Raw genomic sequence first — 20,298 nt, 5'->3', positions numbered from 1 at the left:
TTGTCCGCCAATTCGGCAACCTCAACCGGTATTGCGCAACCCCGCCGCGATCCCGTTGATGCTCAAATGAATGCCGCGCCGCACGCGCGCATTCGTGTCGCCCGCGCGATAGCGTTTGAGCAGTTCGACCTGCAGGTGATTGAGCGGATCGAGGTACGGAAAGCGATTCTTGATCGAGCGCGCGAGCAGCGGATTCTCGGCGAGCCGGTCGCTCTTGCCGGTGATCTCCGACAACACCTTCGACGTGCGTTCCCACTCGGCGACGATGCGCTCGAACACATGCTTGCGCAGCTTCTTGTCGGTCACGAGCGCGGCATAACGCGACGCGACCGCGAGGTCGGTCTTCGCGATGACCATGTCCATGTTCGACATCAGGTTCGAAAAGAACGGCCAGCTCTTGTGCATCTTCTGCAGCAGCGCGAGACGGCGCGCGCGTTCGGCGTCGGACGGCGCGCTGTCGAGGTGCTCGGCGACCGCGCTGCCGAAGCCGTACCAGCCGGTCAGCAGCAGCCGGCATTGACCCCACGAGAAGCCCCACGGAATCGCGCGCAGATCCTCGATCTTGCGTTGCTTCGGATCCTGCAGCTTGCGCGACGCGGGGCGGCTGCCGATGTTCAACTCGGCGATCTCCGCGATCGGCGTCGACTCGAAGAAATACTCCTTGAAGCCCGGCGTTTCGTAGACGAGCGCGCGATACGCGGCCATCGCCGTATCGGACAGCTGCTGCATCGTTTCCTCGTACACCGGCAACTCGGCCAACGTGTGGTCGTGCGGCAGCAGCGACGCTTCGAGCGTCGCGGCCACGACGGTTTCCAGATTGCGCCGGCCGATTTCCGGATTTGCGAACTTGCTCGCGATCACTTCGCCCTGCTCGGTCAAACGGATCTGACCGTCGACGGTGCCCGGCGGCTGCGACAGGATCGCCTGGTAGGTCGGGCCGCCGCCGCGCCCGACGGTGCCGCCGCGCCCATGGAACAGACGCAGCGTCACGCCGCGGTCGTTGAACAGCGACACGAGCGCAAGCTCCGCGCGATACAGCTCCCAGTTCGACGTCAGGAAGCCGCCGTCCTTGTTGCTGTCCGAGTAGCCGAGCATCACTTCCTGCTCGTTGCCCTGATGTTCGATCAGCGCGCTAATGCCCGGCAGCGCAATCAGATCGCGCATGATGTGCGGCGCGTTGCGCAGGTCGGGGATCGTCTCGAACAGCGGGATCACCATCAGGCCGGCGCGTGCGGGGTCGTGCTCGTGGCCGAGGCGTCCGCGCAACAGGCCGGTTTCCTTCTGCAGCAGCATCACCTCGACCAGGTCGGTAACGGTCTCCGTGTGCGAAATGATGTAGTTGCGCACCGCGCGCGCGCCGAACTTCTCGCGCGTCATGCGCGCTTCCTCGAGCACCGCGAGTTCGCTTTTCACGAGCTCGGAGTAGTCGGCGGAGGGCACGCGCAGCGCGCGCGGCTGCGCGAGTTCGGCGAGCAGCACGGTCAGCTTGTCGGCTTCCGGCAACGCCGCGTAATCGTCCTCGACACCGGCGCGCTTGAGCAGCTCGGCGATCACCGCTTCGTGGATGTCGGAGCTTTGCCGCAGATCGATGCTCGCGAGATGGAAGCCGAACACTTCGGCCGCGCGCGCGAGCGGCGCGAGACGCGGCGCGGCGAGCGGCGCGCCGTGATGCTCGGCGAGCGAATCCATCAGCACGTGGAGGTCGCGCACGAAGTCGGCGGCGTCGTCGTAGGGAATCGCGCGGACCGGCGCGACGCCGCGGCCGGCGCTGCGCAGCGGCACGCTGCCTTCGCCGAGGCGCACGCGCGCGCTTGCCGCGAGCCGCGTGTAGATGCCGATCAGCGCGCGACGATACGGCTCGTCGGTGCGATGCGGCGAATGGTCGGGCGAGATGGCCGCGAGCTCATTCAGCGCATCGCTCGCGCCGACGAGCACATTCGACATCGATAGCTCCTCGCCGAGCTTGTGCACCTGCTCCAGGTAGTGCTCGAAGATCACCGCGGCCTGACGCGTGATCGCATTTTCGAGCGTTTCGGCGGTGACGTTCGGATTGCCGTCGCGATCGCCGCCGATCCAGCTGCCCATCTGGAAGAACGGCGGCAGGCGCGCTTCGAGACCATGCTCCTTCAGCGCCTCCTCGATGTCGGCGTACAGCGCCGGCAGTTCTTCGAGGAAGGTGCTGCGGTAGTACGACAGCGCGTTTTCGATTTCGTCGGCGACCGTCAGACGCGAGTCGCGCAGCATGCGCGTTTGCCACAGCGACGTGACGCGCGCGCGCAGCATCGCTTCGTTGTGCGCGCGCTCGCGGTTCGTCAGCGGCTGGTCGCGCTCGGCGAGCAGACGCGCGATGTCGTGCTGCGCGTCGAGAATGCTCTTGCGCTGCACTTCGGTCGGGTGCGCGGTCAGCACCGGCATGATCAGCGCGTCGTCGAAAAACCGCTGCAGCACCGGTGTCGCGGCCGCACCAGCCGCGGCGAGCCGCTCGAGCGCATGGGCGATCGTGCCCGGCTGCGAGGCCGAGCCCGCGAGCGCGTGAATTCGGTGACGGCGGTTGCGGTGACGGTCCTCGGCGATGTTCGCGAGATGCGAAAAGTAGCTGAACGCGCGCACGACGCTGACGGTCTGCTCGGGCGTCAGCGTGCGCAGCTTCTTGTCGAGCGTCTGCGCGGCGGCGCTGTCGTCCTCGCGACGGAAACGCACTGCCGTCTGCCGGATCGTCTCGACGATGTCGAACACCGCCTCGCCTTCCTGCTCGCGCAGCACGTCGCCGAGCAGACGCCCGAGATAGCGGATGTCCTGGAACAGCGGGTGGTCCTTGTCCTCGCGCGTGCGGCCGCCGCTCTTCGCGGTGGTCGCGGCGGCGGACTCAGTCGGCGGTACGTCCTTCGGTTTCGACGGTTTCGCGGCGCGCGGGGGTGTTGCGTCGCCATCGACCTTGGCCTTGGCCTTGGCCGGCTTGCGCGCGGTGGCCGACGTCGCGGCCTGTTCGGCCTTGCCGGCTTTCGACGCCTTTTGCGCCTTGTCCTGCTTGACGGGCACCGAGGTCTGCGCGGCCTTCGGGGCTTTGGTGGCGCGAGCGTCGAGGGCGCGGCGCCTGGCGCGCTGGTCGGCGCGCGTGTCGCCATGTTGACCGACGCTCGACGATATGGCGTGCGCGGCAACGTCGGACAGGGCGTCAGGCGCCGCGGCGTCGGCCGGGCGAGCGGTGGGCGAGGCAGTGTTGCGGCGGGCGGGGCGCGCCGATCCGGAAGACGTCACGATGAGTTTCCTCGGGGAAGCCAGGGTCTGTTGATTGATGAACTGCGACTGCGGAACTGCAACCAGCAAGTGCAACGTGAACTGCGTGCAACAGGGACTACGCAACGGACTACAAGACGGACTGCTAGTGCAACTGCAACGGAGACTTGAAACGGCGACTGTACACGGCGATTGCTCGACCCACTGGAAGCGGGGCCCGCGCGTGCCGCACCGCGTACGCGGAACGACACGAGCGCTGCCGAATCGAGACGCCGACGAGGGAGAAAGGAGCCACGGGCTGCCAGCCCGCGCTGGGACCGAACACGCGGCAGGCATTGCCTCAGCATGTTCGCCGCATTGCATCATCCCGCATGCCGCCGCGCAGTGCGCGAACGACCGTACGTGACAACGCGGAATGGGGACCTTCGCGCATGGCGCGAAGCCCGTCTCCTCCGTCGATGCCGCTTGCGCACGACGCTTCGCCGTGCCTTGGAACCAAAGGGCGCGAACGAGGGCGCGTGCTAACATTGATTGTTATTCCATCCCGACATCCAGCAGCAAGCTAATGAACACCGAGACGTTTTCCACGCCACCCCACACGCTTGTGATTGCGTCGCGAGAGAGCCGCCTTGCCATGTGGCAAGCCGAGCATGTGCGATGTGCGCTGCACAAATTATATCCATCTTGTGACGTAAAAATCCTCGGAATGACGACACGCGGTGATCAGATTCTCGATCGCACGCTGTCGAAGGTGGGTGGCAAGGGGCTCTTCGTGAAGGAGCTCGAAGCCGCGCTCGCCGATGGCCGCGCCGACCTCGCGGTGCATTCGCTGAAAGACGTGCCGATGGAGTTGCCCGCCGGTTTCGCTCTGTCCACCATCATGGAGCGCGAGGACCCGCGCGACGCGCTCGTGTCCAATCAGTACGACTCGCTCGCCGCGCTGCCGGCCGGTGCCGTGGTCGGCACCTCGAGTCTGCGGCGTGAGGCGATGCTGCGCATGCGCTATGCGCATCTCGACGTGCGGCCGTTGCGCGGCAATCTCGATACCCGACTCGCCAAGCTCGATCGCGGCGATTACGCGGCGATCATTCTGGCCGCGGCCGGGCTGAAGCGGCTGGGTCTCGCCGATCGCATCCGCGCGCTGCTCGATCCCGAGGACAGTCTGCCCGCGGCGGGCCAGGGCGCGCTCGGCATCGAGATTCGCGCCGATCGCGCGGACCTCGCCGCATGGCTCGCGCCGCTGCATCATCCGCACACGGCGGCGGCCGTCGAAGCGGAGCGCATGGTATCGCGCGCGCTCGGCGGCAGCTGCGAGGTGCCGCTCGCGGCCTACGCAACCTGGGGCGATGGCGCGCTGCATCTGCGCGGCATCGTCGCGACGCCGGACGGCCAGCGCGTGCTGAGCGCGCAGGCGTCGGCGCCGGCGCCCACCGTCGAACGCGCGCGCGCGCTCGGCGAGGAAGTGGCGCACTCGCTCGCGCAGCAGGGCGCCCTCGACATCGTCCGCGCGCTCAGTACGGCGAGCGGTCCCGCGGCCGCGCCCAGCGCGGCGGCCAGCGAGTGATGGCCGCCGTCTCGCCCGAGAAGGCGCCCTTCACGGTCGTGATCACGCGGCCGGCCGGCCAGTCGAGCGAACTCGTCGAACAGCTCGAAGCAGCCGGACTCGCGTCGCTCGACTTCCCGCTGATCGACATCGCGCCCGTCATCGACGACGCGCCGTTGTGCGCCGCGCTCGCGTCGCTCGAACGCTACGCGCTCGTCGTGTTCGTGTCGCCGAACGCAGTCGATCACGCGTTCGCGCGCCATAACGATATCTGGCCGCATGCGCTGCCGATCGGCGTGGTCGGCCCGGGCAGCGTGCATGCGCTCGCGCGCCACGGCGTCAGCGCGCCCGAGCATCGCGTGATCAGCCCCGCCGCGGGCGCCGACGACGAATCGACGAGCTTCGACTCCGAGAGCCTGTTTGCCGCGCTCGAGGCGCAACTCGGTGCCGCGGGCCTCGAAGGCAAGCGCGTGCTGATCGTGCGCGGCGACGGCGGCCGCGAATGGCTGAGCGAGCGCCTGCGTGAAGCCGGCGCCGAAGTCGACGCGGTGGCCGCTTACCGGCGCATCGTGCCCGAGCCGTCGATCGGCGCATGGGCGCGCGTGCACGAACTGCTCGCGGGCACGCCGCACGCATGGCTTCTGACCAGCTCCGAAGGCGTACGCAATCTGCACGAACTCGCGCACGAGCATCTGACCGCCGGCGAGATCGAGCAGCTCAAACACGCGCCCCTCGTCACGCCGCATCCCCGCATCGCGCAGACCGCGCGGGCATTGGGTTTTGATAGGATTACGGTGTCCGGCGCGGGCGACGAACGCATAGTCCGAGCCCTCGTTGCCGCGGCCGCCGTGCCTCCCGTCGTCCAACCGGTATCGTCCAACCCGGCTCAACCACGCATGACTGAAACGAACGCATCCACGAACGCCTCACCTCAGCCGCCCGCAAGCGCCGCCTTGCCGCCGAACCCACCCTTCACGCCGTACGAAGCGCAAAAGCGCCGCAGCACGAGCGGACCACTGCTGTGGTTGGTCATCGTGGTCATCGCGTGCGCGGCGGGCGTGGGCGGCTTCGCGATGAACCGCAAGCTGGTGCGCACCGAGCAGGAACTCGCGCAGCGTCAGCAGGCCAACGACACGCAGACCAACGAGCTGCGCATCAAGATCGACCAGGCGCTCGCCACCGTGCATCAATCGGACTCGCAGGTCGCGCAGCTCGAAGGCAAGCTCGCCGATGCGCAGGCCGCGCAGCAGGCGCTGCAACAGCAATACGCGGATCTCGCGCGCAATCGCGACGACTGGACGCTCGCCGAAGTCGGGCAGATGCTGTCGGCGGCGAGCCAGCAGTTGCAGCTGACCGGCAATACGCAGCTCGCGCTGTTCGCGTTGCAAAGCGCCGATATGCGCCTCGCGGCGTCGGACAGTCCGCAGGCGGTCGCCGTGCGCAAGGCGATCGCGCAGGACATCGACAAGCTGAAGGCCGCGCCGTCCACCGATCTGACCGGCCTCGCGATCAAGCTCGACAACGCGATCGATCACGTGAACGGCCTGCCGCTGTCGGGTGAAGCACCGATTCCGCGTGCCACGCCGCATGCGGTCACGTGGGCCGACACCGCGAAGGTGGCCGCTGCCACCGGCAAGCCGCGCTGGGAAGTGTGGATCGACGAGGTCACGCACGGCATCGGCCAACAGCTGACGAGCCTCGTGCAGGTGCGCCGTATCGACAACGCCGACGCGATGCTGGTCACGCCGGATCAAGGCTACTTCGTGCGCGAGAACCTGAAGCTGCGTCTGCTGTCGGCGCGTCTCGCGCTGCTGTCGCGCAACCAGACCACGCTGAAGTCCGACCTGCAGGCGGCGCAGTCCGCGTTGACGCGCTACTTCGACGCGTCGTCGAAAGACACGCAGACGGTCATCGATCTGGTCAAGCAGGTGGACGCCGATTCGGCCGCGGTCGAGCTGCCGAACCTCGATACGAGCCTGCAGGCCGTCAATCAATACCGGAACCGGGGTTAATCATGGCGATCCGGGGACTCCTGTGGCTCGCGGCGCTGTTCGCCGTCGCGGTCGTGCTCGCGGTGGGCGGGCGCTTCGACGCTGGGCAAGTGCTGCTGATCTATCCGCCGTATCGCGTCGACATGTCGCTGAACCTGTTCGTCGTCGGGCTGGTGGTGCTGTTCATCCTGCTCTATGCGCTGTTGCGCATCATCCGCAATATCTGGCGCATGCCGCAGCGCGTCGCCGCGTACCGCGCACGCGCGCGTGTCGCGAAGGCGCACGCGGCGTTGCGCGACGCGATCGGCAACCTGTACGCGGGGCGTTTCTCGCGCGCGGAAAAGGCCGCCAAGGACGCGCTCACGAATGGCGACAACAAGGGCGCGGCCGGTTTGATCGCGGCGACCGCAGCGCATCGCATGCATGAGTACGCGCGGCGCGACGAATGGCTCGCGCAGATCGACGAAGCCGACTGGCAGGACGCGCGCCTGATGGCCACCGCCGACATGCGCGCCGACGGCCGCGACGCCGACGGCGCGCTCAATGCGCTGACCGAGATGCAATCGCAGGGCGCGCGGCGCATTCACGCGCAGCAAATCATGCTGCGTGCGCAGCAGCAGCTGAAGAACTGGGGCGAAGTGCTGAAGCTCGTGAAGACGCTGGAGAAGCGCGAGGCGATCCATCCGGCGGTCGCGGTGCGGCTGCGTCAACTGGCGGCGGAAAATCTGCTGCGCGATCGTCGCCACAATGCGGACGCGCTGCTCGAACTGTGGAACTCGCTGTCGGCGACCGAGCGTCATTCGCCGCGCCTCGCCGACACCGCCGCCGAACTGCTGGTCGCGCTGAACCGTCCTCAGGAGGCGCGCAAGATCGTCGAGGAGGCGCTCGCGCAGAACTGGGATGCGCGCCTGTTGCGCCGCTATCCGGACACGGCCGGCGGCGACGCGTTGCCGCTGATCCAGAAGGCCGAGGCGTGGCAGAAGGATCGGCCGGAAGACGCGGACCTGATGTTCGCGCTGGGGCGCCTGTGCCTGCATCAGCAGTTGTGGGGCAAGGCGCAGTCGTTCCTCGAACGCGCGCTGAAGCTTGCCGACAACGAGACGCTGAAGATCCGCTCGCATCGCGCGCTCGCGCGTCTGCACGAGCAGCTGGGCGATACCGACAAGGCGAGCCAGCACTATCGCGAGAGTGCGTTGGCGATGAACGTGACGTGAGTTCGGCGTTTTCGGCCATGCGCTGAAGCGCGCAAGCCTCGGAAGCCGCTACCTGATGGCCGCAGCCCCGCGCTGCGGCCATTTGTTTTTCCGGCGGCCGGCGTTCCGGCGGCCGAGCGTGCGCTGGACTCGCGCGCAATTCGCAGATCCCCAGCTCGAATCGTCGGGACTGCGCTTTGCTTCACCACCTCACTGGATACGCAACCTCGGAGGTGTTCAAAGTGGCCAGCGACGCTGTGACGGTGCAAACCGAGACCCGCAGCGGCGACGTCGAGCGCAAGGGCGTCGTCGTCATTACAGGGGCAAGTGCCGGCGTGGGGCGCGCGAGCGCGTCCGAATTCGCGCGGCAGGGCTACGACGTTGGGCTCATCGCGCGCGAGCCGCGACGGCTCGCTCGTGCCGCCGAGGAGATCGCCGCGACCTATGGCGTGCGCGCACTCGCCATTCCGGCCGATGTCGCCGATGCCGACGCGATCGAGCGCGCGGCGCAGCGCGTGAAGCGCGAGTGGGGCGGCATCGACGTCTGGGTCAACGTCGCGATGGCGACCGCGTTTGCGCCGGTGTCGGCGCTCAGCGCGCGCGATGTCGAACGCGGCACGCAGGTGACCTATCTGGGGCAGGTCAACGGCATGCTGGCGGCGCTCCCCGTGATGCGCGCGCGCGGGCACGGGACGATCGTCAATGTCGGCTCGGCGCTCGGGTACCGGTCGGTGCCGTTGCAGTCGATCTATTGCGGCGCGAAGTTTGCCGTGCGCGGCTTCACCGATTCGTTGCGTTCCGAGTTGCTGCACGACGGAGTCGATATCCATCTGACGATGGTCGATCTGCCCGCGGTCAATACGCCGCAATTCGATTGGGCGCTCAATCGCACGGGGCGCAGGGCACGGCCGGTGGCGCCGGTGTTTCAGCCGGAAGTGGCGGCACGGGCGATCTACTTTGCGGCCACCCATCGGCGGCGGCAGGTGTGGGTCGGGTGGTCGACGGTCAAGGCAATCCTCGCGAACCGGATCGCGCCGGCGCTGCTCGACCGCTATCTCGCGCGGGCGGGTTACGACGGGCAATTGACCGATGAACCGTTGCCCGCCGATGCTCCCGCGAATCTCTACGAGCCGGTGCCGGGCCACTACACTTCGCATGGTCGCTTCGATGACGAAGCGCATGCGTACTGCTGGCAGATGTTCACCGAGCGGCATCGCAATGCGGTGTACGGCGCGGCAGTGATGGCGCTGGCGGGGGGCGTCGCGTGGCTGCTGAGGCGCCAGCGGCCCTGATGCGCGGCCGGTCGGCCTCATCCTGTCGCCAACGGAATGTCTGGACTATCCTTCGAATGACGGTACCGCCCACAAACCGTGGTGCGGCGTCCTCGACTACGAACATTCCAAAAATGGAAGCGGACAGGCCAGTTCCTCACAAAGAACAGACTGCTGTAAGCAGGGCGCGCCGCTGGATGCGCTGGCTGCCGGGACTGACGGTGCTCAAGACGTACCGGCTGAGCTGGTTGCCGAACGATCTGACGGCGGGACTGGTACTGACCACGATGCTGGTGCCGGTTGGGATCGCTTACGCGGAGGCATCCGGCGTCCCTGGCGTGTACGGCCTCTACGCGACGATCGTTCCGCTGTTGGCGTATGCGCTGTTCGGTCCGAGCCGGATTCTCGTGCTCGGTCCCGACTCCGCGCTCGCCGCTCCGATTCTGGCGGTCGTGGTGCAAATCGCTGCAGGCGACCCGTCGCGCGCGATTGCGGCGGCCAGCATGATGGCGATCGTGTCCGGCCTGTTCTGTATCGTGATGGGCTTGCTGCGGCTGGGATTCATCACTGAATTGTTGTCGAAACCCATTCGATACGGCTATATGAACGGCATTGCGCTCGCCGTGCTGATCAGTCAGTTGCCCAAACTGTTTGCCATCTCAATCGAAGAGCGCGGGCCATTGCGGGACATCGTGAGCCTCGTGCAGGCCATCGCCGATGGCAAATCCAACTGGTATAGCTTCGCGGTGGGCGCTGGAAGCCTCGTGCTGATCCTGTTTCTCAAGCGCTTCGAAAAGCTGCCGGGCATACTGATCGCCGTGATCGTTGCGACGTTGTGCGTAACCGCATTGCACCTCGATAGCATGGGTGTGAAAGTGCTCGGCAAGATTCCTCAAGGCCTGCCGACCTTTGCGCTGCCGTGGGTCACCGATGCCGATCTGGTCAAGATTCTGCTCGGCGGCTGCGCGGTCGCGCTGATCTCGTTCGCGGATACCAGCGTGCTGTCGCGAACTTTCGCGGCACGTTTTCGCAGCCGCGTCGACCCCAATCAGGAGATGGTCGGGCTCGGCGCGGCCAATCTTGCGGCCGGCCTGTTCCACGGCTTCCCGATCAGCAGCAGTTCGTCGCGCACGCCGGTCGCCGAGGCGGCGGGTGCGAAGACGCAACTGACGGGCGTCGTCGGCGCGCTGGCGGTCGCGGCGCTGCTGATGGCCGCGCCCAATCTGATGCGCTACCTGCCCAACAGTGCGCTCGCCGCGGTCGTCATCGCGGCGGCGATCGGTCTGTTCGAGATCACGGACCTGAAGCGGATTTTCCGCATCCAGCAATGGGAGTTCTGGCTGTCGATGGCCTGCTTTGCCGGCGTCGCAGTGTTCGGTGCGATTCCCGGCATCTGCTTCGCGGTGGTGATCGCGGTCATCGAATTTCTGTGGGACGGCTGGCGACCGCACTACGCGGTGCTCGGTCGCGTCGAAGGTTTGCGCGGCTATCACGACTTGCAGCGCTATCCGCATGCCCAGCGAATCCCCGGGCTCGTGCTGTTTCGCTGGGATGCACCGCTGTTCTTTGCGAATGCCGAGCAGTTTCAGGAGCGCCTGCTGGAAGCCGTCGCCGAATCGCCGGCACCGGTGCGGCGTGTGGTCGTGGCGGCCGAACCGGTGACGAGCGTGGACGTCACCTCCGCCGACATGCTGCGGGAACTGACGCGCACGCTCGACGAGCGCGGGATTGCCCTGCACTTTGCAGAGATGAAGGATCCGGTTCGCGACAAGCTCAGACGCTTCGAGCTGACCGATCTGATTGGCGATGCGTGCTTTCATCCGACGGTGAACAGTGCGGTTGATAGCTATGTCGAGACGGTTGGGAAGGAATAGTATTTGGACCTGGAGCTGGATCACCGGAGAGCCGGCATGCGCCTGCCGTCCGCTTCTAAAACGCCTGCGAAAACGGTTTGGGACCGCGCCAGTTCACGTCCGCGGCATACCGTGATCCTGTGTTTCGCCGTGGTATTCGTTGTCACGTTGATTCTTGCTGTACACCAATATTTTCTCGTACGTGCCCGGGAGCTCGATAACCGTTCGCATCGGCTCGAGATTCAGGCCAGGGTTCTCGATGTCGCGGTCCGCAATAACAGGCAGCACTTGCAGTTTCTTCGCGAGAGTGCCGAGCGGCTCCTTGCGGACCGGACAGCACAGCTCGATCGAACACCGGATGCCTCGCTCCAGGCGGTACTCCGGGCGCAGGACGAGCGCGTCTGGAATCTTCAAGTTCGCGATATCGACGCCCCCATTCGGGGTATCGGCACACAGCAGCTCGCGGTGACTCCTGGTTTGCACCGTGACGAGCCCACATTTGTCGAGGACCTGCGGCTCGCCCAAATGATGAGCCGGCTGTTTGCCGTGCAATTCCAGATGGGCACGGGTCTCGAACGCGCGGTATATGTCTCGCCGACCGGTATCGTGGTCGCTCACCCAACCATTGACGACGACGAGGTAGTCCGGCTGTTGCAAATGTACGGCAGCTCGCGCCTGTTACAGCTGGCCAACCAGAACCCGCTCGACTATGACGTCACGTTCGATCCGGTTCGCGGGCGCAAGAACCCGGCAGGACCTCGCCTGCTGTTTGGCACAGCGGTGATGAGTAACGACGTGGTTCGCGGCCTCATATTCTTCGTGGTCCCGCAACGCATCGTTCAGGACTATCTGTGGAACAACACCACAGCGGATGAAACTCACGCTCTGATAGACCCGAGCGGGATGCCAATTGCAACGAGCGGAAGTACTTTCTCGGTCAATGATGAGAATTGGCTGAAGACTCTGCCGGCGCAGTGGAACACGCTCTCTGCTTCCACGCTGTTTCGGACACCCAGCGGAACGTTGAGTGCGGGACAGGACTTCCTGCTCTTCAGAAAGCTGGATACGGCGGATCTCGTATTGACCGATTACGTATCCGCTGCGACCGTATTCTTCTCGGTCGTTCGCTTGAGCAGCGCGCTGTTTGCCGGAGTGTGGATACTGATGGCATTGCTTCTCTGGGCCACTCTTTTTGTCGTCGACCAGCTTCTTTCCACGCAGATGGCACTCAACGGGCGGCTGCGGGAATTGTCGCTCGCGGACCCCCTGACCGGTCTCGCGAACCGCCGCCGTTTGAATGAGGAATTCGACGCACTTTCACGGCGCAACGACGAGCGCCGCATCGCGCTGCTGATGATCGATATCGACCATTTCAAGGTGATCAACGACAACTGGGGGCACGCTGGCGGAGACGAGGCCCTGAAGCACCTGGCCAACGTGGTCAGGATTGCCGTGCGCCCGGGGGATCTGATGGCACGTCTGGGTGGCGAGGAGTTCTGTGTGCTGCTGCCCGATACGACCGCGGACGACGCGGCCCGAATTGCGGAGCGCGTGCGCGAGGCCGTCGCCCGCAACGCCTGCGTCCTTCAGGAGACGCAATTAACCCGCACCGCGCCGGGCCGTGAGATATGGTTCACGATATCGATCGGGGTGGCGGAGAGTGTTTCGGATAACTGCTTTGACCTCGAGGGGTTGATTGCGGTCGCGGACCAGCGACTGTACGCCGCGAAGGCGAGTGGGCGAAACAGGGTGGTGGCAAGCGAGTCCATGCAAAGCTGAAAATGCGGATGTCGTCTCTGCACATGCTGCGCTTTGCCACCTGCTGTTCAAGACGGGCTCTATTTACGGTGTTGCCGTCTCAACGCGGAATAGTCACGACTGAGGAGAACGTCCATCAGGACCGGCGTTTGGGTTCGTCCGGCGCCGGATCGTTCGGGTCGGGGTCGCCGAAAGCAAATTCGACGTCCACCGGAAACCGGCTCGTTGACAGATTCGAAGCACGATAGCGATAGCCATGCAGCCGAATCTGCGGTGGCGTCGTTCCCATATCGTTGCCGGGCCAGCGCTCGCCGTTGCCGTCGACCCAGTAGCCGATATCGACATGGAGGAGGTCTTCCAGCGTCGAACGGTTAATGTCTGTCAACAGTGGACTGAAACGGATCGTGAAGTGCGTCGCGACTTGCTTGCCCTTCGTGCGGTCGGCGGAGGGGGCGGCCGGATCGGGTACCACAAATAGAATGATTTGCGTCCGCGGAAATGCCGGATTGACGAAGGAGTACTGCATACCACCTACACGACCGCGCAGTGGGTGCGCCGCGAGAATGCGGCCGAAAATCGTATGCGCGGGATCGAAGGGCTGGTCGTCCCGCAGGATCGCCATTGCCGTGGTCAATATTCTGAAGGCCATGTCGCGCTGGGCATCGGTCACAGTCGGTCTCATCTCAGTTCCTGGCCCCGACGGTCCTGAGGGCGTCAGCGTACTGAGCTGTGCATGTACCGGGGTTGCGAACGAGAGGATCACCAGGATTGCGCCAGTAGGCCTGAACCACTTCCGCGCGCCGTGGCGCTTTGCCACCTGCTGTTCAAGACGGGCTTCATTCACGGTGTTGCCGTTTCAACGCGGAATAGTCACGATTGAGGCGAACGTCCATCAGGACCGGCGTTTTGGGTTCGTCCGGCGCCGGATCGTTTGGGTCGGGGTCGCCGAAAGCAAATTCGACGTCCACCGGAAACCGGCTCGTTGACAGATTCGAAGCACGATAGCGATAGTGATGCAGACGAACGTGCGGCGGCACTGTCCCCATATCGTTGCCGGGTCGCCGCTCGCCGTTGCCGTCGATCCAGTAGCCGATATCGACATGGAGGAGGTCTTCCAGCGTCGAACGGTTAATGTCTGTCAACAGTGGACTGAAGCGGATCGTGAAGTCCAGCATAACTTGCTTGACCTGCGCGCGGTCGGCAGAGCGGTCGAGCGGATCGGGTATCACAACTACGGTGATTTCCGTCCGTGGGAACGCCGGATTCTCGAAGGAATACTCCGTAACACCTACCACGCCGCGCTCAGGCCGCGCCGCGATAATGCGGCCGAAAATCGTATGTGCGGGATCGAAGGGCTGGTCGTCCCGCAGGATCGCCATTGCCGTGGTCAATATTCTCAAGGCCATGTCGCGCTGGGCGTCGGTCACGATCGGTCTCATCTCAGCTCCTGGCCCCGACGATCCTGAGGGCGTCAGCGTACTGAGCCGTGCATGTACCGGGGTTGCGAACGAGAGGATCACCAGGATTGCGCCAGTAGGCCTGAACCACTTCCGCGCAGGCGTAGGCATCTTCTTCATGAATCTGGCTCCTATAGCCGGTTTCGAATTGCACCATTTTTTGAGCTGTTTCAGCGGAGACATTCAGCAGGTCACATACCTTCCTTTCAGCACTCGGGAGATCTCGCCTGACGTACTCCCAGCCCGGCTTGTCCTGAATGCAGGAGATCAGCCAGTAGTAGTGGAATACAAGCATCCTGTGCAGACCGATGTGAACGCGGTGATCGTCGGGTAGCGGCGTGTTTCCAGCCGCCGTATAGGCCTTTTTTAGCATCGTCGACCAATACACCAAGCGGATATTCGGCAGCTCCCTGTAGTCGTCTGGAAAATGCTGAAGCAAAGAAAGCATCCAGAAGTACTGTTGGCAGTGGCGAGACTCGTGATACAGCGTGTCGGCAAATGCCCTGAGGCGGTGATCCAGCGAAGCCGGCTGGTCCATCAGTTCGACGATGCGTGCAATCTCGCTCTCGTTGACGGCGATAGCCCAATCGTCACCGATAAACGCGGCGCTGACATCCTGCCGCAGGGCGTACTGCGTTGCCCGCTGTGGATCGACAATCACAAGCTTTGGCATGGCACCACCATTTTCCGAGTTGGCGGCATCGCGTCGTGGCAATCCAAAGGGCCCCTCACTAAGCGCGATTTCCAATTGCGGCGTGACCGCATTTTGAATCGTCTCTATCGAACTGGAAGTCAACGGCCACGTCACCCCGGCCCAATCGATTCCCTGCAACGCGGTTTTAATCGCAGCCGTATAAGCCTTGGTCACCGGATATTCAACATCCTTGCGCATCGACATACCAGCCGGCGCATCAGCCTCGGTCGCACCGTTGATGAAGTGATAAAAGCGCAGCCCGAAGTTCATCGGATCACATGAAACGAATTCGGGCGGCTTGTCTTCCGTCGTCGCGCTTTGATTGGGAGAGGCCACGGCCTTTCCTGCGACCCTGGCGGTGCGCTTCTCGGCGTTGGGCACTGCGCCCGCAATCGGCTCGTTCGTCTCCCTGATCACCGCGCCTCTGCTCACCGCAATAACCTTGTCCGGTTCACTCGCGGCGAACAGTTCAACCGTCGCGAATGCAAGAAGATTGCTCGTGACGAGACTCGTTTCTCCAAGCGCATTGGTCACGCCCTGAATCACCTGACCATCGTCGAGCGTGATCCGGTACGGCTGGTTCGGCAGTGCAAAGCCCGTATCGTGTTCGATCAGAACGTGATGCGCGGCCAGCTTGCCCGGCTTTCCGGGCGTTACCGGCACATTGACAGGCCGCGCCGCTGGCCTGTCAGTTTGATGACCACGCGCATGGACCCGATGCTCTCCATCCGTATAGACCCTGTACCCTTCCGAATTGATCACCACCTTCGTGCTTCCCGCATGGAGCACGATCTCTTTGCTGGCCATCAGATTGATCGAATCGGTTCTACTGATGATGCTGACGACCCGCTGCGCGATGACCTCCACATCATCGCTTTGCGCGTCGATCCGCACCTTGCCTGACGCGGCCTTGAGCCTGATGCCGAGATTCTGCGTGAACACCCGCACACCGTTGACCGCCGACGCCAGCAGCGATTTCGCCGCGGCCATGCTGACGTGACCGCCCGCTGTGAGCGCGATGTGTTCGATACTCGCCACGTGCGTGCTTTGCGCTGCGGTGAGACCGACCCCCGCCGCGCTGGCCAGCACCATGTCGGGTGCGCTGAGTTGCGGGAAGGGAAGGTCCGCACGCGCCGCGACGCCGCGTATCGCCTCGTTCTGCGCCTTGATGGCCCGCGATACGTCGCTTTGACTGGTCTGTTGCTCCTGTGCCTCATACTGCCGCGCGAGACCCGCGAGGTTCTCGTGGATATCGCGCGCCTGCGTGAGGCGCGCCACGGTCTCGCCGAGATCCTTTGCCGGCGCGGTCGCGCCGCGACGCGCCTCCGTGGTGAACAGCATGCCTCTGTTGGCGCGCGCGACACCCCAGGCGTCGGTGGCCAGTTCCCAGCCTTCACCGCGTGCCTGCTGTCGGCCGGCCTCGCGCACGACCTGCGTGTTGTAGCCCAGCACGAGGCGCGAGCGTGCGTGATCGCTGGCGAGCTGTGCCTGGAGTTGGCCCGGCGTGTCATCCAGTACGACGTGATTGGTCTGGCCGTCGCAGCCATCTTTGAGTTCACTGCTCAAGACGCCTGAAAGCGCCTGGTTATCCGGTAGCTTCCAGGGCGGCTGGTTCCAGCCATTGATCATCCGGCCCGATACGTACGGCTTGTCCGGGTCCTCTTCGTGGTAGCTGACCATGACCTCCTGCCCGACACGCGGCGGATAGATCGCGCCGAAGCCATTGCCTTGCCACGGCGACGACACGCGCACCCAGCAACTGGCGCTCTCCTTTTTCGGGCCAAGCCGGTCCCACACGAAACGCACCTTGGCGCGCGCGTATCCATCGACCCAGATCGGCTGATGCTCGGGCCCAACCACGATCGCCGTTTCCGCCGCGCAGCGCGGCTTTTTCTTCGGGCGGTTTCTGAAGAATGTATTGGCAGGCTGAAGCACGAAGCTGGTCACGCACTGGCGCAACGCGTCGTTCGTGTCGTTACCGGACGGCTGTGTGTTCTGCGGCGCGTTGCGAATGTCGAGTGTGGTCGATACCGCCAGGTACTCGGCGTTGATGTCGCATTGCGGATGGTTGTCGAGCCAGAATGTTTTCCCGGTTGTCAGGCCGCGCAGATTCCCTTGGCCCTTCAGACGCAGCCGGTGGCAGCGCATTGCGTCGACGCGCACGCTCGCGAGGTGTTCGGCTTCATCGCGGAAGTTGTTTCGCCTACCCGACAATCCCGTCGCGCCGGCGAGCGGTTGCGAGTAGTCGCCCCAGCCGTGTTGCTCGATGTTGTCGAAGGCCCGTTCGCTGAAGCTCTCGTACTCGCCCTCGAAGTGCATGCCGGGGCGCGTGTAGTCGTAGTCGATCAGACTGACCTTGCCCGTCGTGATCTGACGCGAGACCTCGAGCCTGTGAATGTGTTCTTCGTCGACGTGCCGGCTGTCAGGCGCGTGATAGCGGATAGTGTCGTAGCCGTTGTCGTGCTGTTTGTGCGAGCCGGGCGAATCGCACAGTACCAGCGTCATTCCGTCGAACAGATAGTAGATTCCCCATTCTCTCCAGATCCGCGTGAGGAATTCGAAATCGGATTCCCACATCTGCCGGACATGGTCCCGCTTTGGGTAGCCTTCGCACAGACCGGTCGCGCCCAACTCCATCACGACCGGAAAGTGATAACGCTCCTTGAGTATCCGGTCGGTGATGTCCACCACGCTCGCGTCCTGAAAGATCCTGCTTTCGCGGTTCTTCGTGGCCAGCCACAGCCAGGGGCGCACGACGAAGCGGTAATGGGCGCGCCGGTCGTCGGTGCCGGTCTGTTTCACGCCTGTGACGAGGCCCGAAATCGTGCGGCGGCCCGCGCCCACGTGTGTCACGTCACCGGATTCCAACTCCTGTTGACCGAACAATCCGTTCCCGTCAAACGCGATCGAAATGTCGATGACTTTGCCAATCAGGTTATCGGGTACGACCAGTTCCTGTGCTTGCCACAATCCGAGCGTCGGACTTTCGATCGTCGCCACATCGAGCGTGTATCGATAGAGCTTGCCCAGGGATTCGGTGCCGCGCAGGCGGAGCGGAGCCAGCAAAGGCTCATTGCCCCACGTGGGTAGTGCGTCACTGGAAAGACCTAGCGTGCGGTCCTGTGCGGATTCGACCATGCGTGCAAGGAGTTCGGTGTTTCGTGGCAACCGGGAAGCGATCATGAAGCGATCAGGATCGCGCCGCAGCCCGTCCTGTCGCCGGCATGGCTGACCCGCTTGCCGTTGTGGGTTCGCTGGCCGGTCGCGATGATCGGATAGACACCGCCACACTTCGGACATTCGACGCCGTGTCCATCGAGCGCAACCGGGATGCCCATGTGCATGAGGTCTGTCGCGGCCTCGATGACCGTGCCGTCGTGCGTCGTCTTGTCTGCGAGCCGGATCATCGGCTGGCCGTTGCCGTTCTTCATCGGTCATCCCCTGTTATGTGCGAACGACAGTATCGGGAGCGGGGCAACCAGGAGCATTCGGAATTGGATGAATTTTTAGCCTATGTAGGCAATTTGTTTGATTTGTCGGGCGAACGGGATCTCACGGCTTCCAGAAGAGAAGTCGAGGCGGACTGAGGTCTGAGGGGACTTCGTGATTTCGCATCGATTGATGCAGCCGGAGCGGCCACCACGCCGCACGGCTGCATTCTTCGGCACGCGCCGTCCATAGACGACGCGCCCTTCGCTTAGAAGAACCCCAGCGCCTCCGCCTGATAGCTGACCAGCAGACACTTCGTCTGCTGATAGTTCGACAACGCCATCTTGTGTGTTTCGCGCCCGATCCCCGACTGCTTGTAGCCACCGAAGGCCGCATGCGCCGGATACAGGTGATAGCAGTTGGTCCACACGCGTCCCGCCTCGATCTCGCGTCCCATCTTGTAAGCGCGGGTACCGTCGCGAGTCCACACCCCCGCGCCCAGGCCATAGTACGTGTCGTTCGCGAGTTCGATCGCTTGCTGTTCGTCCTTGAACGTCATCACCGAGGCGACCGGCCCGAAGATCTCCTCCTGGAACACACGCATATCGTTGTTGCCGAACAGCATCGTCGGCTTCACGTAGAAACCCTCGCCGAGACCGACGCCAGGGGTTGCGCGCTCGCCGCCGACGAGGCACTGCGCCCCTTCGTCCCGGCCGATGTCGATATACGACAGGATCTTGTCGAGCTGCTGCTGCGATGCCTGCGCACCGATCATCGTTTCGAGGTTCAGCGGATGGCCAGCCTTGATGCGTTCCACCCGGGCGATCGCCTTCTCGATGAAGCGCTCGTAAATCGACTCCTGAACCAGCACGCGCGACGGGCACGTGCACACTTCGCCCTGATTCAGCGCGAACATCGCGAGACCTTCGAGCGCCTTGTCGAGGAACGCGTCGTCGCGATCGAGCACGTCGGCGAAGAAGATGTTCGGGCTCTTGCCGCCGAGTTCGACCGTCGACGGGATCAGGTTGTCCGCGGCTGCGTGCAGGATGCGCTTGCCGACCGGCGTCGAGCCGGTGAACGCGATCTTCGCGATGCGCTTGCTGGTGGCGAGCGCTTCGCCCGCTTCCTTGCCGAAGCCGTTGACGATGTTGATGACCCCGGCGGGGAACAGGTCGCCGATCAGTTCGACCAGCACGAGTATCGAAGCCGGCGTCTGCTCGGCGGGCTTCATCACGACGCAGCAGCCGGCCGCGAGCGCGGGGGCGAGCTTCCATGCGGCCATCAGCAGCGGAAAATTCCACGGGATGATCTGACCGACCACCCCAGCCGGCTCGTGAAAGTGATAAGCGACCGTGTTGTCGTCGATCTCCGAGATGCCGCCTTCCTGCGCGCGGATGCAGCCCGCGAAATAGCGGAAATGATCGACGGCGAGCGGCAGGTCCGCGGCCATCGTTTCGCGCAGCGGCTTGCCGTTGTCGATCGTCTCGGCGACCGCTAGCAGCTTCAGGTTCTTCTCCATGCGCTCGGCCACCGCCAGCAACTGGTTCGCGCGCTCTGTCACCGAGGTCTTCGCCCATTTGCGGCGCGCTGCGTGCGCGGCGTCGATGGCGAGGTCGATATCGGCAGCGCTCGAGCGAGGCACGCGACAAAACGGCTGCCCGTTGATCGGCGACACGTTGTCGAAATAGTCGCCGCCGACCGGCGGTACCCACTTGCCGCCGATGTAGTTTTCGTAACGCTGGCGATAGGGATACTCGATGTCGATGCCGAGGGCTTTCAGGTCAAATGGATTCATCACTTGTCTCCGTTTTGTGATGGTGATCGGGTGACTGCGCGGGACTACATCAGGCACGAACCGTACCAATGCATCGA

12 protein-coding genes are annotated in these 20,298 nt (G+C 64.2%); 6 read left to right on the top strand and 6 right to left on the bottom strand.

Annotated features, from left to right (window positions below):
• Positions 1-21: 21 nt before the first annotated feature.
• Complete coding sequence (gene ppc / locus OKW38_RS15015) at positions 22-3,258, bottom strand: phosphoenolpyruvate carboxylase (RefSeq protein ID WP_429362105.1); 3,237 nt, start codon at positions 3,256-3,258, stop codon at positions 22-24.
• A gap of 544 nt (positions 3,259-3,802) precedes the next feature.
• Here ppc and hemC point away from each other — a divergent pair.
• The 6 genes from hemC (at position 3,803) to OKW38_RS14985 (ending at position 12,867) form a co-directional block, all read left to right on the top strand.
• On the top strand, positions 3,803-4,801 hold the full coding sequence (hemC, locus tag OKW38_RS15010) for a hydroxymethylbilane synthase (protein WP_429362103.1): 999 nt from the start codon (positions 3,803-3,805) through the stop codon (positions 4,799-4,801).
• Complete coding sequence (hemDX, locus tag OKW38_RS15005; protein ID WP_429362101.1) at positions 4,801-6,792, top strand: fused uroporphyrinogen-III synthase HemD/membrane protein HemX; 1,992 nt, start codon at positions 4,801-4,803, stop codon at positions 6,790-6,792. Before hemC ends, hemDX begins: the two co-directional genes overlap by 1 nt.
• A gap of 2 nt (positions 6,793-6,794) precedes the next feature.
• Positions 6,795-7,985, top strand: a complete 1,191-nt coding sequence (locus OKW38_RS15000) for a heme biosynthesis protein HemY (RefSeq protein WP_090803508.1) — start codon at positions 6,795-6,797, stop codon at positions 7,983-7,985.
• A 242-nt stretch (positions 7,986-8,227) separates the two neighbouring features.
• Entirely contained in the window at positions 8,228-9,256 is a 1,029-nt protein-coding gene (locus tag OKW38_RS14995; protein ID WP_090805618.1) for an SDR family oxidoreductase, read from the top strand.
• Between the two features lie 113 nt (positions 9,257-9,369).
• A complete protein-coding gene (locus tag OKW38_RS14990) occupies positions 9,370-11,109 on the top strand; it encodes a SulP family inorganic anion transporter (protein ID WP_429362099.1) in 1,740 nt (579 codons plus the stop codon).
• 3 nt (positions 11,110-11,112) lie between these two features.
• Positions 11,113-12,867, top strand: a complete 1,755-nt coding sequence (locus tag OKW38_RS14985) for a diguanylate cyclase (RefSeq protein ID WP_429362097.1) — start codon at positions 11,113-11,115, stop codon at positions 12,865-12,867.
• Positions 12,868-12,982: 115 nt separating this feature from the next.
• On the opposite strand, the gene OKW38_RS14980 is transcribed toward OKW38_RS14985, so the two are convergent.
• The 5 genes from OKW38_RS14980 to OKW38_RS14960 form a co-directional block, all read right to left on the bottom strand.
• Positions 12,983-13,516 (bottom strand): hypothetical protein, encoded by a 534-nt coding sequence (locus tag OKW38_RS14980; protein WP_429335926.1) that lies wholly within the window; start codon positions 13,514-13,516, stop codon positions 12,983-12,985.
• Between the two features lie 166 nt (positions 13,517-13,682).
• Complete coding sequence (locus OKW38_RS14975; RefSeq protein ID WP_429362095.1) at positions 13,683-14,285, bottom strand: hypothetical protein; 603 nt, start codon at positions 14,283-14,285, stop codon at positions 13,683-13,685.
• 1 nt (position 14,286) lies between these two features.
• Positions 14,287-18,180, bottom strand: coding sequence for a type VI secretion system Vgr family protein (locus OKW38_RS14970; protein ID WP_429362093.1), 3,894 nt, complete (start codon positions 18,178-18,180; stop codon positions 14,287-14,289).
• Entirely contained in the window at positions 18,177-18,428 is a 252-nt protein-coding gene (locus OKW38_RS14965; RefSeq protein WP_429335929.1) for a PAAR domain-containing protein, read from the bottom strand. The genes OKW38_RS14970 and OKW38_RS14965 overlap by 4 nt, the downstream gene beginning before the upstream one ends.
• A 266-nt stretch (positions 18,429-18,694) precedes the next feature.
• A complete protein-coding gene (locus tag OKW38_RS14960; RefSeq protein WP_429335930.1) occupies positions 18,695-20,221 on the bottom strand; it encodes an aldehyde dehydrogenase family protein in 1,527 nt (508 codons plus the stop codon).
• Positions 20,222-20,298 lie beyond the last annotated feature (77 nt).

The sequence above is a fragment of the Paraburkholderia sp. MM5496-R1 genome (genome assembly GCF_050436205.1).
GTDB classification, from domain to species: domain Bacteria; phylum Pseudomonadota; class Gammaproteobacteria; order Burkholderiales; family Burkholderiaceae; genus Paraburkholderia; species Paraburkholderia tuberum.
The sequence above is the reverse complement of the archived record's forward strand: the minus strand, read 5'-3'. Positions and strand labels throughout refer to the sequence as shown.

Bases quoted from the DNA above. Each gene is read 5' to 3' on its own strand.
- hemC (WP_429362103.1), top strand. From the start codon at position 3,803: ATGAACACCGAGACGTTTTCCACGCCACCCCACACGCTTGTGATTGCG.
- hemDX (WP_429362101.1), top strand. From the start codon at position 4,801: ATGGCCGCCGTCTCGCCCGAGAAGGCGCCCTTCACGGTCGTGATCACG.
- OKW38_RS15000 (WP_090803508.1), top strand. From the start codon at position 6,795: ATGGCGATCCGGGGACTCCTGTGGCTCGCGGCGCTGTTCGCCGTCGCG.
- OKW38_RS14990 (WP_429362099.1), top strand. From the start codon at position 9,370: ATGGAAGCGGACAGGCCAGTTCCTCACAAAGAACAGACTGCTGTAAGC.
- OKW38_RS14975 (WP_429362095.1), bottom strand. From the start codon at position 14,285: ATGAGACCGATCGTGACCGACGCCCAGCGCGACATGGCCTTGAGAATA.
- OKW38_RS14970 (WP_429362093.1), bottom strand. From the start codon at position 18,180: ATGATCGCTTCCCGGTTGCCACGAAACACCGAACTCCTTGCACGCATG.
- OKW38_RS14965 (WP_429335929.1), bottom strand. From the start codon at position 18,428: ATGAAGAACGGCAACGGCCAGCCGATGATCCGGCTCGCAGACAAGACG.
- OKW38_RS14960 (WP_429335930.1), bottom strand. From the start codon at position 20,221: ATGAATCCATTTGACCTGAAAGCCCTCGGCATCGACATCGAGTATCCC.